The sequence below is a fragment of the Ferruginibacter profundus genome (assembly GCF_054783275.1).
In genome coordinates, this window is record NZ_BAAGQW010000002.1 from 913,940 (window position 1) to 928,818 (window position 14,879).

Genomic DNA, 14,879 nt, shown 5'->3' on the forward strand with positions numbered 1-14,879 from the left:
TTAACAATATTTCCCAAGCCGTTAAAGTAATAAACCCTAACGAAATTTTTTGTGGCAAATTGCTGCCCCGTTTTAAAAAGCAGATCAGGCTTTGGGATGTGCTTTTTTATGAATGTCTTTTAACTTTTCTATTGAATTATGTGTATAAATCTGTGTGGCTGCAAGGCTGCTGTGGCCGAGTAATTCCTTAACCGCATTTAAATCGGCTCCATTATTCATTAAATGAGTGGCAAAAGTATGGCGTAGTACGTGGGGGCTTTTTTTGCTGATAGTGGTGATCATGCTGAGGTATTTTTTTACCGAGTTGTACACATACCTGGGATATAACTTATTCCCTTTTTCATTAACCAACAAGGTTTCAGCATTATAATGTTCCAAAACTTTTCTTTTTTCGGCCATATAATTCTTCAATAAACCCAATAACTCTGCACTTACAGGTATAATTCTTTCCTTATTGCCTTTTCCCAGTACTTTAATGGAATTCCTGAACAAATCCACCTGCCCCTCTTTTAACGATACCAATTCAGCCTGCCTTATACCGGTATTGTAAAATAACTGCAGTATTATCCTGTCGGTCTTTCCCTGCCAGTTATCAGGGAATTCCACGTAAGAAAACAAAGTATCAATGTCTGCTTTTTCTACAAACTGGGGCAGTCTTTTTTTTGTTTTTGGAGAAATGATGGTACTCATCGGGCTCACCTGCACCAGTTCTTCCTTAAGCTGGTACTTAAAAAAAGATTTGAGAGAAGATATTTTCCTGTTGATAGATTTGGCTTCCATGCCCTGTTCTTTTAAACTGGCCAGCCAGGTACGAACAAAAGCGGGCTTTATATCAGGCAAAGAAGTATGCCCAAAAGTAAGTTCAATAAAATCAAAGAAGGCTGCCAGGTCAGTTTGGTAAGAAATGATAGTATGCTGTGAATACCTTTTTTGAAATTTAAGGTAATCGATGAATTGTTGTAATGCTTTGGGGTTGGTTATGGACATAAAAAAACTGATACCCGAAGTTACAATAACCGGGTATCAGTTGAATATATTTTGTGCTATAAGTTATTAATCGAATTTACCAGCGGTAACCTGATCCTTATAGATCGCTTTCAACACTTCTTTACGACGCCTAACAGATGGCTTGGTAAAAGCCTGCCTGTCTCTAAGTTGTAACAAAATTTTACTTTTTTCAAATTTCTTTTTGTACTTCTTAAGCGCTTTGTCGATGTTTTCGCAATCTTTTGAGTCAATAATTAACATATAATATTATACCTCCTTTAGGTGATTTAAATATCCCGGTTCAATCGGGAGGGCGCAAAGATAGCAGAAATATTTAAAAAAATGAAATCTTGTATATCGAAATTTTATTCCGGGCTGTTTTACCTGTAAAATGTACTTCTTTCATTAATGTCTGAAATAAAATTCAGAAGTACTGACAAATTCCGAAATTTGGGGCATGTTTACAGGAATAATTGAAAATACGGGTATTGTTGAAGCTATTGAAGTGAGCGGCACTAATAAGACCTACTGGATAAGTTCCCCCCTTTCAAACGAGTTAAAAATAGACCAAAGTCTTAGCCATAGCGGCGTTTGCCTTACCGTAGAAGAAATCAAAGACGGCATGCACCGGGTTACCGCTATTGAAGAAACCCTTTTAAAAACCAACCTGAACCAGTTACACACGGGTGCTATGGTAAATTTAGAGCGCTGCATGCAAATGAATGGCAGGCTGGACGGGCATATTGTTCAGGGGCATGTGGATACTGTTGCCACCTGCAGCGAAGTAGTTGAAAAAGATGGTAGCTGGGAATATACTTTCACTTTTCCTGAAACATTCGGGCATTTGGTTATTGAAAAGGGTTCCATCAGTTTAAACGGCACCAGCCTTACCATTTTTAAAGTAGGCCGCAATTCTTTTACGGTAGCCATAATTCCATATACTTATCATCATACTAATATCAATACTTTAAAAAAAGGAGAGCTGGTAAATATTGAGTTTGATATGATAGGGAAATATGTACACCGGTTTATGCAATTGAAATAAAAGTTTTTTGCACCAGCCAGGTATCCTGCAACCCATGAATGCTTTCTTTACTGCCGCCAGGTATAAATTGCAGCAGGGTAAAATCCTTTAATAAAATTTTCATAAATGTTTCCGGCTGAAAAGCCGCATATACCCTGTGCCCTTCATGTTCGGTATCTCTTACTACCAATTTTCCGGCATTAAACATGTCCAGTTCGTGTTGCAACAATTTTTCTTTAAACTGGTTGCCTTGCGATGTAATGAGCAATAGCCCACCAGGTTTTAATATTCTTTTTAATTCAGCGATCCAGCTCACATGGCTTTTAAGTGAAAGGTGTGTTATAATTGAGAGACCGTATATACCATCAAAATAATCACTCATAAATAAAACCGGCGGATCTAATTCGTTTTTTTCAAAGGAAATATTGGTAAGATTTTTACTGCACCAGTTAATGTATGCTTCATTATAATCGCAGCCATAAACCAAATGCGCATCTTGTAATATGCCAGGTAAATGCCTTACTACCCTGCCGGGACCGCAGCCCCAGTCGAGTATTTTTTTGCCGGCTTCACTAAAATTCAGATGAGATTGAAAAAGCGCAACGATTTCTGATGCGGTTTGAAACCCATCTTCATAATAGCTTTTATAATTAACCTCGTAAGTTTCGTATAAAAAATAAGGTGGAGGAAATTTTGCCGCAGGATTTTGTGTTGCAAATTTTTTATTAGTAAAATAATTGCTGCTGTATTGTATATAGAAGCGTATTTTATCGGCAACCCGGGCAAGATTTGTCTTTCGTATAAAATTGCCCAGGTATTTTTTAAAGTTCATTTTCGCTTATGCTTTTATTTTATTTAATGCAGATTGCAGGAAATATAAAATTTATCTCTACTTTTAAATTTATCTTCAAGTTACAAACTTAAACAATGAAATTGCTTAGTATCATCATTCCTGTTTATAATGAAGCGGAAAACATTGCGCCGCTTTATGCAGAATTAAGCATGCATTGCAAAGTTGAGTACGAAGTGATTTTTGTTGACGATGGCAGCACTGATGCAACACTTACTGCTATTGAAGCCATTGCCACAACTGATAGCAGATACAAATGCATTTCACTAAGCAGGAATTTTGGCCACCAGAATGCTTTGATGGCTGGTATGAACCATGCTGCCGGCGATACCATTATTATTATGGATGGAGACCTGCAGCATCCTCCGGCTTTGATTCCGGCAATGCTGGATAAATTAGACGAGGGATATGACCTGGTGAATACCAAAAGAAATTCCACCGAAAATATCGGGCTGATAAAAAAAATACTGGTTGCTGTTTTTTATCGATTCATCAATTTTATTTCTGATACAAAAATAGAAGCCAATGTTGCAGATTTTAAAGCTTTCAACAGTAAAGTGCTGAAAAGTATTTTACTGTTTAAAGAAAGGGAACTTTTTTTAAGAGGCCTGTTCAGCTGGATAGGATTTAAAACTGCTACTGTTTCATTTGATGCGCCTGCAAGAAAATACGGTACTACAAAATACTCTTTTGGCAAAATGCTAAAGCTTGCTTTAAAAGGCACTACTTCTTTCAGCTTTAAACCGCTGCGAATTGCACTGCTTATTGGCTCCCTGATTTCGCTGGCCGCTTTTGGTTTTGGCATTTTTGCATTGGTAGCTTATTTCCAGGGTAATACTATTCCCGGCTGGGCTTCTTTAATTATTGCCGTAATGTTTTTAGGTGGTACACAATTATTAGCCATAGGATTGTTAGGAGAGTACATCGCCAGTTTATTTACCGAAACAAAGAACCGGCCGCTTTACCTGGTCAATAAGAAAATAAATTTACCTGAAAGAGATTAGGTTTTTATTTGCAGGCCTGTATAAAATACTGTCCGCCCAAAGGCAGCCATTGCAGGTATTTTTCTAAAAAAATAAATTTACCCGGCAGGCCTTTTCTTGGAAAAAAGATGATGAATTTATTATGCCTGATTGTAAGTCCGCTTTTTTTAATGAGTCCTTTGGTATAATTATTATGCAACAGTTTTGCATCTTTATCAAACACACAGGTATTTACCAGGTGCCTGGTTACGGGATTTAACGGATTATGTTCAAAAAGATACAATCTGCCACCGGCTTTTAACACCCTGAAAATTTCCCGCATTATCACCTGGTGCAAAGCAAAATCAACGTGGTGTAAAACTCCTGCTATAAAAACAATATCAAAACTATTATCATCAAAAGGAATTTGCGTACCATCATAAACACTAAACCTGCTGTTGGCAATATTCTTTGTGCCGGCTGCTGCAATGCTTTTTTCCGAAACGTCAATACCCTCTACCTTCCATTGCGAAAAATATTGCTGCATAAATAATTCTGTAGCGCCGTCACCGCAACCGATATCCAGTATTTTTAAAGTAGTATTTTTTTCAAACTGCTGCAGCAATTGCACTTTCATTGCTGCAAAATAAAAACTGTCGGCACCGGATAATTTTACATTTTCCGTATGCACATCCCTGTAATCTTTTGCATAGTCATCAAAATCATCAAAAGTTCTTTCACTCATTTTTTAAGAATAGTGTATTTTTATTCCATGCAAGTTTACGCAAATTCAAACAGGCTTTCGCTAAATACTATCCTGTTTTTTATTATTGTTTTAGTTCTTGCCTTTTTACCGGTTTCCACATTCCTGTTTTTTTTAAAGAATGACGCTTTTAACGGATACTTTCCCCCTAAATTTTTTATGAGCGAAAGTATACATGCCGGCCACCTGCCGTTATGGAACCCTTACATCAATTTTGGTATACCGCAATATGGTGACATGAGCAGTGGCTACTGGAGCCCTGTTACCTGGCTGATTGCAAGCACTATTGGCTACAATGCTTACACACTTACTCTTGAAGTGTTGTTTTACATATTACTCGGTGGCATTGGCATGTACACCCTCACCGGCTTATGGAAACTAGATAAGCCGGTACGAATTATCGCCGGCGTTGCATTTATGTGCTGCGGTTATACCACCGGGCACCTGCAGCATTTTAACTGGCTTAGCGGTGCCGCTTTTTTACCCTGGTGTTTCTGGAGTTACCTGCAATTACTAAACAATTTTACTTTTAAAAGAGCTATAGCTGCAGCCTTACTTTTTTACATGTTGGTTTCTTCGGCACATCCCGGCATTACAATTTGTGCTGTGTATTTTTTTACAGCAGTACTGGTTTTTCATTTTCTTAAAAATAAAAATGGCAATTCATTAAAAATAAGAATTACAACCATTGGTAAAGCAAATGGCTTGCTGCTGCTGCTGCTTTTGATTTTAAGTACCGGTATGCTTGCAGGATATTTTGATATACTGCCTTATTTTGTGAGAGGTGAAAAGATAAGCCTTGCTGACTCGCTTTCAAATCCTACTAACCTGCAAAGCTGGATCAGTGCTTTACTTCCTTTTGCCACAGTAAAAAACGATAGTCTGTACAATACCGACCCCAGTATGCGTAATTGCTATTTCAGCCTTACGCTTCTATTATTTTTTCTTGTGGCGCTCATCAGCAAAAAAGATAGCTGGCAAAAATTTCTTCTGTTAACAGGAATAATTTTCACACTGCTATCTTCCGGGGGAGTTTTTAAAACCTTTGCTTACAAATTTGTTCCGTTCATCGGATATGTACGTTTGAATGGTGAGTTCAGGATATTTGCCCTACTATGCTTTATCATTATCGCTGCCATTGAATTAAATAAGTTTAGTAAAAACAAGAATGAATCTGCGGGCAAAGCAAAACGGCTTATTTTATTTATCGGATCAATATTACTGGTAAGCGGCATCTGTGCTATGTACAAAGCGATATCTGCTGATAACAGTATTGTTTTTCAAGTTAAAAAAGTGGTACATGAAACAGGTTTTGCGCTGAAACTAAAAGCACTCATCGATGCTATTAGTTTTTATGATACTATATGGATACAGAGTTTTCTGCAACTATTTATTTTATGGAGTATAGGCCGGTCATTGAAATTAAACAACTATGAACTGCTAAAAAAAATTGTAGTAGCAGATATGATATTGGCATGCCTGCTTAATATTCCGTTTACCGGTGTAGGTAAAGCTTCTGTTGCACAAGTGCAGTCCGTGCTCAACAAATCATCCAAAGGTATTCCCATTCCTGCCTTACAATCTTTATTACAGAACGATACCCTTAACGCAACAGAAAAAGGATTGGTTGGCGACTGGAGTATGTATAACAAACAGATCGGCACCAGGCAGGAAGTAGCTTACCCGATTGTTTTAAAAAACATGAAGTCATATTTTGAAAAAGGACGAACCTCACCGGGAGAAATTTATGCAGATAAACCTTTTGTTTTCAGCAGCGATTCTTTTGTAAAGAATATTACGATCGCCTCTTTTTCTCCCAATAGTATTTCAATAAATACCAATACTGACTCCCCATTTGTAATTGTATTGAAACAAAATTTATATCCGCATTGGTATTATAAAACCGGCAGCTTAAAAAATAACGTTGATAGTTTTGGCATTAATTTTATGAGTGCCCCTGTAAATAAAGGGCAGAACAAAATAACCTTCAGCTTTGAGCCTGATTTTATTAAATGGGCCATGCTGATCAGTTTATCAGCATTGATCTTATATTGTATGCTGCTACTGTTGCTAAAAACTAAACCGCCTTCCCCTTCATCGCCAGGGCCACAGATTGATCCATAATCCGCTCTGCATATGGTCTTGAAACAGCATTTAATTCCTCGGTTTTTGCCTGTATCAGATTTTTATCCTGCATATCAAGTGACAATTGCAAAGCCTGCATCGCCAATGAAGTGGCAGTAATTTCTTCAGGGGTTAAGGCTGCAATATTTTTATGAATAAATTTTTCTGTTGTTTCCAGCAATTGCTCTCCTTCTGTTCTTGCTTCCACCAACGCTCTTGTGGCTATATCTTTTTCTGCATTCTGCATAGAATCCAGCAACATTCTTTCCACTTCTTCATCTGTTAATTCATATTGTGGCTTTACCTGTATGGCCTGCTCAATGCCGCTGCGTAATTCTTTTGCCTTTACCACCAATATACCGTCTGCGTTTATTAAAAAACTCACTTCTACTTTTGGAAGGCCTGCAGGCATCCCCGGTATGCCCGAAAGATTAAACTCTGCCAGTTTACGATTGTCCTGTACCATATCCCTTTCACCCTGGTAAACGGCTATCTTCATCCCGCTTTGTCCATCTTTGTAGGTGGTATATTGCCTTGCAGCTTTTGCAGGTATCTTAGAGTTTCTCGGCAACAGAACATCCATCAATCCCCCCATCGTTTCCAATCCCAGCGAAAGAGGCGTAACATCAAGTAATAAAAGATCTTTGGTATTGCCCGCCAGAATATCAGCCTGTATTGCTGCACCCAACGCCACCACTTCATCAGGATTAACGGTATCGTTTACCTGTTTACCAAAGAAATCACTCACCATTTTTTTCACTAATGGTGTTCTTGTACTTCCGCCTACCATTATCACTTCATCAATTTCTTTTTTGGCCAAACCGGAATCTTTTAAAGCATTACTGCAACAGGTTATCGTTTTATCGATAACGGGTTTAATGATCGCTTCAAACTCCTGGCGGGTAAGACTTATTTTTTCATTTTGAAATGAACCTGTAAAAACATCGCTGGCTGATAAGTATTTTTTTGCCTCTTCAGCTTTTAAGCGTAACTGTTGCTTTATTTCGTTTTTATCGCCTGCATAAGTATTTTTATCTACCCAATAATTCACTACTGCCATATCAAGATCGTCCCCACCCAGAAAAGTATCACCATTGGTAGCGAGCACTTCAAATATGCCGTCATTAATGGTCAGTATTGAAATATCAAAAGTGCCGCCACCCAAATCGTACACTGCAATTGTTTTTGCCTCGTCTTTTTTTATACCAAAGCCATATGCTAAACTTGCAGCGGTAGGTTCATTTATTATGCGTAAAACATCAAGCCCGGCTAATTTTCCGGCGTCTCTTGTTGCCTGGCGCTGGGCATCATTAAAATATGCCGGCACTGTAATTACAGCTTTACCTACGGTTGTTTTTAAAATATGCTCTGCCTTAGCTTTTAATTCTTTTAAAATAAGTGCCGACAGATCGACAGGAGAATAAAATTTATCATCTACCTGAACTTTCACTAATCTTCCTTCATCATCAATGATTTTATATGCCAGCGAAGAGGCGTTGCCTGCTACATCATTATAGGTTTTCCCCATTAATCTTTTTGCGGAAAAGATAGTATGAGCAGGGTCTGTTACCAGGTGTTGCTTTGCTTCATCGCCTACAACCAACTCACCGCTGCTGCCAAAATAAATGACGGACGGTACTAATGAACTGGCATTGTGTTCTTTTAATGCCACAGGATTTTTACTTTCGGGATGTATGATGGCCACCAGGCTGTTGGTGGTACCCAGATCAATACCTACAATCATTTCATCTTGCTGTAAACTTCCCGTTGCTATGTTGATAGCTATTTTAGCCATGTAATTTTTTTTGCAAAGTTAGCAAATAAAAAAGGCTGTCCGTTAAGACAGCCTTAAGTAATATTTTTTATCACTTTACCTGATGATCACCATCTTACCATATCCTTTGTTAAAGAACTGGTCGGTTTTATCACCTTTTTCTTTATACTTTTCCAATGACTGGCCATTTAAATTGGTGAGTACCCTGTACAGGTAAACCCCGTTGGCTAATTTCTGGCCATACGTATCGGTACCATCCCATTTAAAGTCGGTGATGTTCCTTCCGATGTGGATAGGCCCCAATTCATCTTTGGTGATTTCCCTCACCACTTTACCACTGATGGTTAATATCTGAATCCTCATATTCTGTGGCACTTCGCTACCGGTTACGGTAAATACAAATGCTGTTGAAGTAGTAAATGGATTTGGATAATTCAGCAGGTTTGAGATCATCGGCTTATTAATCACACTAAACATAACGTGATACTCGAGTGCACCGGCTTTATTGCCTACCACATCTTTTCCTGATACGATCAATTCATAATCGCCATCAAGCGGGAAGTAAGGCGTAAAGTCAATACTGGCGCTATTTTCACCACTGGCCAGGTTAGCCGGATTAAAACGCATGGTATCACCAAAATTGTAATTATGTAAAGTGTTATCAGGATAACGAACCTGCACTTTAAGTGATCCTGTATCGTTCAAAGCCATAAAATGACTTTCATCTTTAAGTTTAACATAGATATGGGGTTTTGCCGCCACAATATCTTTGTTCAGGATATGCACTCCGTCAAAAGTTACATCCAGCAAAGGATTATAATTATCCGGCTTCACATAAAAATCCTTGAACAATACATTATTAAAATGCGATTGTTCCTGCTGATCATTATTAGGATTTACATCTACAAACAAGGTATTGTTACCAGGATAATCTTTGGTATCAATTTTATAGCGTACCGTTAATGTATCACCGGCCACCAGGATTTTACCTTTTGGCAAATTGATCAGGTGCGGCAGGTTGTTATTGTCTGTAATGGTAAATTTAAACTTCATGGCACTGTCAAATGCAGCCGGGCTGATATTTTTAAATGCCACTTTAAAATCAATCACTTCACCCTGCTCCACCGTATCTTTCATATTGAACAAAATATTAGGTGCAATAGTACCTTCCGGAACAGGGGTGTAATTTAACCTCCAGTACCGCAATTGATACGGTGTGGCGTTAGTTTTATCCTGGGTAAACATTTTTAATTTCAAGTACGGATACTGAGCGGCGTTTACAGATGAGATATCAAAATCGTGTTGAGTAGAATCTAATGTAAACACGGTGGCTTCAGTACCTGTGGCAGTTATACCTATGATCTGAAAATTAATAGAGTCGGCGCTAACTGTTTCTATACTGTTTCCCCTGTAATGGAACTGGCTCCATGATTTAGCAGGGCCAAAAACCGGTGATGTAATGGTACCGGCAACAGATTTGGTACCTAACAAAACCGACTCAGCAATATAGGAATCAGCTGCAGTACCCATATTTTGTACCGGAACAAAACTGCCTGATCCTTTTTGGAAAAACAACACAAACGGTATGTTTTTGTAGAAGCTATCAATTTTATTCAGCCCCTGGCTTTTTAGTTTCTGGTAAAGATTAGGTGCAGGATCAGCCTGCCAATCGGCCACAAATGTTGCATTGGGTGTCCAACCCAGGTTGGTGATTCCTACATACATACCAGCAGGAATACTGTCGATAAAGTCCATTGCTTTTTTCCTGTATGCCGGATCGGTATAAGGGAATTCAAAGAACCTGCGGTTAGGTCCTTCATGAGATACATCACATGCGGGTGACCAGCTTCCGAATCGTCCCACACCGGGACTAACAGCATAGTTTTGCCATGGCTCCAGTGTTTTTGAATCAAACACATAAAATTGCAATGAGCCATATTTACAACCATATTTTTCTATGGTAACATTTTCTATTTGCACATTAATATCCGACCCCACATAAGATGGATATATACCTGTATTAAAAGCAATGGTTTTGGTGGTGGTTTTAAAATCAAATACCCTGCTGTTTAAATAATCTATACTACTGTAGTTATCTTTTAAAAACTGGTAATAGTGAGACTGATTAAAACCTACACTACCAGTAGCTAAGTAAGTAAAGGAATAGGTATTCCATATGGGAGCTGCGGAACCAATTGGTATCATTGATGTTCTCCAATAGTATACGGTACTATCTGTGAAAGTAAGATTAGCAGGTTTAAATTCAACCACGCCACCACTACCCGATACATTATAGGTTTTCTTAAAAGAAGAATTAAATGTTTCGGTGGTATCAATTTCCATCACGTATTGCCGCTGTTCTACCAATGGGTTAGCAGTACTACCGGTAAAGGTTATATTTTGTTGATTTACGATAGAGAAATTATACGGATAAACAGGGCGTAATTCATCTTCATAAATATAAAATTCTTTTTCGGCTCCGTTATTGGATTCAGAAAGTTCACTAACTTTATTATCCACATCAAGAGTCACTATTATTTTATTAAGCCCTTTATCGGTAAGTGGATTTATTGGCACCACCATTACTATTGAATCGCTGTATTTCATTGCAGGAATAACCTGGTTAAATAACACCTGCATAGTATCATTCGGCAATTTACGTTTAACCGTAACCTTTATAGAGTCGTTAATTGCCATCCCTATATTCAGCATCTTTACGTTCAGGTTAAAAGAAGGGTCTGCAACAGTAATTACAGAAGGGCTTATTTTGATCAGTTGTTCTTCAATTATGTAATCCGGTTTTGCATGGGTATTCAACCTCAATGCAGGGTCGCCCTGTAATGCCAGCTCTTCAAGGTGTATACGTGTATAATAATCCAGCGACTGAGGATTAATCCCCACAATCTGGTTAACCTGCCTGAGCTGATCGCCTACAGTACCTCCATAATTAAGCCTGCAGAATTCATCGTATAAATTAGTATTGTAATAATTCAGAAAAGGTTCAATACCAAAATGTGTATCAGCTAAAAACGCAATACTTCCTTTTTGCGGAGAGAAAATATATTTTTCTGATAGCGACATATTACCTGCCACACGGGTAGGATCGAAATTGAAAAAGTTACCGGCACTACAACCACTAACATTTATAAAAGGATATTTACCCTGGTTCTGATAGATCTCCGGGTTACTAAGATTAAATGCCAGTGTACTTGCCGAGGAGTGCCCAAAGTAACTGATAAAACTTAACCCTTCCTTAAATAACTGATCAATTCTGGCACTGCTGGCTTCCTGTACCGAGCCCGAACCTGATTTGGCAAAAGATTCCACATTGGCACCAAACAAGGTATCTTCAGCTACATATTCATATTGTTTGAGGTGAGCAGAAAAACTTGCTGTTTCTGTACTATCAGCACCTCCCGAAATATGAACAATGTTTTTCATCCACGCTTTTTCAGCTATAGTTTGGATGGTTGATTTTTGTGCTAGCTCATACTGCTTCATTTTTTCGAGGTAGTTGCCTACTTCATTACCTGTAATAGCACCAATTCTGCCTACAGGAATTATTGGCACTACAGTGCCCGGCTCACTAACTAAAAGCACATCGGACGCTGGCCAGCCAAAAGTGGGTACTAAATTAAGTTTGTCGGCAATAGGGTCGGCCTGGTTTCCCTTGTATTCCAGGTAAGTAACAGCCCTGCCTATTAAAAAAACAAATTTTGGTTTTACTGAAAACTGCTGATTTGCATAGCGAATAAAATCCCGTATTGCTGCAGGATGTTTACTGATCCCAAAACCAAATTGTTCTGTCAGTTCATCAATGTTATACACTTTTGCATTGTACCCTCCGCCTGCGGCAGAGTTCCTGTATTGTTTGTATTGATCTACATAATTTACACCGCTGCCATTGTTATACAAAACGGGATTACTGATAATAATATAATCTCCCTGGTTGGCTGCAGCAGTAATATTTAAAAATGTTTTTGTTGTTAATGCGCCAACAGTATAAATATTAGATGCATCCTGGCTGATAAGATTAAACTTTCGCACTGCATCTGAGGAAGCCGGCAATGCAAATTTTACCTGTCCGGCAGTGCTGATATCGCCCAGGTATCTCCTGCCGTTATTGATATCATATAATATGGGTTCAATTCCGTTATTATTAAAGTTATTTATTACCAGGTAATTGCCGGTTGCAGAAGCTGCTAATTCAAAATAAAAATTCTTTTCATTATTAAAATTAAATGTAGCCGGATAAGTTACCGAAAAAGTGGGAACAACGATACGATCGTTGGCAGTATTGGATGAGTTTTCGGGTTTAATACTTACTGCAACGAATGAGGGGCTGGTAAGTATAGATAAAGGAAGATTTCTAACTGTATCTTTATGATAAGAAAAATAAGGCATTGGATTTACGGCAGGCAAAGCCACAATACCGTTTAATTTACCACCAAGGTTTCTTGTATACAAGGCATTGCCAAAAGCCGATACGGTAAAGGTTACACTATTAGCCGGGCCCGCTGCATATTTGTTAAGCCCGGTTATCACGTTACTCAATGCACAGCAGGAATTAATATCACTGCTTGACCAGCCCTCCCCCATATCAAAAGCAGAAGAATAAACACTTTCGCCCAATATAGCGGCATACCCCCTGTTGATCTGGTCTTTATAGTGTGCTTCCACCCTTCTCATAAAATAGGCATCTGCCGGCAGCACATTTGTTGCAACAGGATTAGCAGTTTGCACATAACGTAAGTTTGAGCTGATACTATTTACGGTAAGATAATAGGTTGCTGTATCAGTAAATAAACTGTATTTGTCATCCAGCTGAAAATCGGCATCCCGGTATAAAGTTTTATCGGGCCTTCCATCATTCATTTGCCCCCAGAATTCAATAAAATCTGATGCCCCTAATGTGCCGGTTGCTACAGAGGTATATATTCTTACCTGCTGGCCATTGCGCCACAGCTGAAAATTTTGTGCAGGGGTGCTGCCAAGCCCCGCTGCTGCCAGCTGAGGTTGATATAAGCGACAAAGCGTATCCCTGGTGATCTTGAATTTATAATAGGTTTTATTATAGTCGATCCAGCTGTTATTTAATTGCGAAAAGCCTGCAAAAGCAAGCATCATTACAAATAAAGTAAATAAAATTTTCTTCATAAAAATTGCATTTTATTGATTTTCTTTTTTCACCAGGTTGATGCGTAAAGAAAATATATGGGTATACAAAGGATTGGATTGATTGGCAAGGTTGGTAAAAGCGTAATCGAGCATTACATTTTTTATTTTAAACCCGGCACCAACACTGGGTTGATAGATCCATACCTTTTTCTGGTTCAGCGTATCACCATCTGCAAGGGCTTTTTGAAAATTGGTGATACCGCCTCGTACAAAAAATACATCTTTGATATTTGCCTCCAGCCCCAGGTGCGGATCAACACTTACCGGATCGGTGCTGAATACCGTATTTCTTTTACCATCAAAGGTTACATCCACATTGGCTTCAGCCATAAGATGAAAGCTATTACTGATCTTAAAATTGTACCCTCCTCCAATGGCAAGCCGCGGTGCAGTTAACTCTGTTGATTTAACCGGTATTTCGTTATTGGTAAGGTATAAAACCTCTTTTTCTTTATCAGTAAAATGAAAGGACCAAGCATTAAATGTGGTGGTAAGATCTTTTGCAACAATACCAAAATGCCCCCTTTTGCCATGCATTTGTATACCTGCATCAATCCCGAACCCCCAGGCTGTGGCAAATGTGCCTACTTTACGGTAGATCACTTTTGCATTGGCACCAAAGCTGATGCTTTTATTTTCGCTGGCTTTTATGTTTTGTGCAAAGGATAATAAGAATGCCCAGTCGGCAGAGGAAAAGGTTTTTATATTGTTGTAGTTGATGCTTCCATCAGGTTCTACAAGATAAAGCGTATTAGGAATATCATCTACTGCAAAACGCAAAACAGAAACACCAATAGTTCTTTTATTTTCGTTGATGGGAATTGCCAAAGCGGCGTAATCGTATTTTGCAATGCCTGCAAAATATTCGGCATGCATTAAATTTAAATTGGGATTATCTTTTACGCCTACCAGGCCTGCAGGATTCCAGTATCCGGCCGTAGCATCGCTGGCAGAAGCTACCTGTGCGCTACCCATGGCAAGCCCCCTTGCACCGGCTCCGATGTTTAAAAATTCGTTGGAGTATTTTCTAAATTGAGCAAAACTTACAGCCGGCCATAGCAGGAACAATAGCAAGCCTGTTTTTGTACATTTTCTCATAATATGTTAGGGGTTATTCAGAATTTTACAGGATATTATCCACTAAAACGTAATAATACTTGGTAAATTGTGCTAATATCGGAAATAAAATTAACCAATACATAGCTATCAAATACAAT

At 38.6% G+C, this 14,879-nt stretch carries 10 protein-coding genes; 3 read left to right on the forward strand and 7 right to left on the reverse strand.

The annotated features are described in order from the left end of the window. Positions 1 to 84: 84 nt before the first annotated feature. Together ACYVM0_RS14075 and rpsU are read right to left on the reverse strand one after the other, a co-directional pair. A complete protein-coding gene (locus tag ACYVM0_RS14075; protein WP_460557970.1) occupies positions 85 to 987 on the reverse strand; it encodes a site-specific integrase in 903 nt (300 codons plus the stop codon). A gap of 66 nt (positions 988 to 1,053) precedes the next feature. Then, positions 1,054 to 1,248: a 30S ribosomal protein S21 gene (gene rpsU / locus ACYVM0_RS14080; RefSeq protein WP_430986878.1), complete on the reverse strand. Its 195-nt coding sequence runs from the start codon at positions 1,246 to 1,248 to the stop codon at positions 1,054 to 1,056. A gap of 196 nt (positions 1,249 to 1,444) precedes the next feature. Between rpsU and ACYVM0_RS14085 the strand changes: the two genes are divergently transcribed. Then, entirely contained in the window at positions 1,445 to 2,032 is a 588-nt protein-coding gene (locus tag ACYVM0_RS14085; protein ID WP_460557971.1) for a riboflavin synthase, read from the forward strand. Here ACYVM0_RS14085 and ACYVM0_RS14090 read toward each other — a convergent pair. Beyond that, entirely contained in the window at positions 2,016 to 2,843 is an 828-nt protein-coding gene (locus ACYVM0_RS14090; protein ID WP_460557972.1) for a class I SAM-dependent methyltransferase, read from the reverse strand. The genes ACYVM0_RS14085 and ACYVM0_RS14090 overlap by 17 nt on opposite strands. Positions 2,844 to 2,938: 95 nt before the next feature. Between ACYVM0_RS14090 and ACYVM0_RS14095 the strand changes: the two genes are divergently transcribed. Beyond that, the gene (locus tag ACYVM0_RS14095) at positions 2,939 to 3,865 is read left to right on the forward strand and encodes a glycosyltransferase family 2 protein (RefSeq protein WP_460557973.1); all 927 of its coding nucleotides are present in this window, start codon (positions 2,939 to 2,941) and stop codon (positions 3,863 to 3,865) included. Between the two features lie 4 nt (positions 3,866 to 3,869). On the opposite strand, the gene ACYVM0_RS14100 is transcribed toward ACYVM0_RS14095, so the two are convergent. Beyond that, complete coding sequence (locus tag ACYVM0_RS14100; protein WP_460557974.1) at positions 3,870 to 4,568, reverse strand: class I SAM-dependent methyltransferase; 699 nt, start codon at positions 4,566 to 4,568, stop codon at positions 3,870 to 3,872. A 177-nt stretch (positions 4,569 to 4,745) separates the two neighbouring features. Between ACYVM0_RS14100 and ACYVM0_RS14105 the strand changes: the two genes are divergently transcribed. Next, entirely contained in the window at positions 4,746 to 6,710 is a 1,965-nt protein-coding gene (locus ACYVM0_RS14105; protein ID WP_460557975.1) for a hypothetical protein, read from the forward strand. Here the strand turns inward: ACYVM0_RS14105 and hscA are convergent. From hscA to ACYVM0_RS14120, 3 genes are all read right to left on the reverse strand, one after another. Further along, on the reverse strand, positions 6,664 to 8,505 hold the full coding sequence (gene hscA / locus ACYVM0_RS14110) for a Fe-S protein assembly chaperone HscA (protein WP_460557976.1): 1,842 nt from the start codon (positions 8,503 to 8,505) through the stop codon (positions 6,664 to 6,666). The genes ACYVM0_RS14105 and hscA overlap by 47 nt on opposite strands. Positions 8,506 to 8,580: 75 nt before the next feature. Next, complete coding sequence (porU2, locus tag ACYVM0_RS14115) at positions 8,581 to 13,641, reverse strand: putative type IX secretion system sortase PorU2 (protein WP_460557977.1); 5,061 nt, start codon at positions 13,639 to 13,641, stop codon at positions 8,581 to 8,583. 12 nt (positions 13,642 to 13,653) lie between these two features. Then, entirely contained in the window at positions 13,654 to 14,760 is a 1,107-nt protein-coding gene (locus tag ACYVM0_RS14120) for a PorV/PorQ family protein (RefSeq protein WP_460557978.1), read from the reverse strand. Between the last annotated feature and the right edge of the window lie 119 nt (positions 14,761 to 14,879).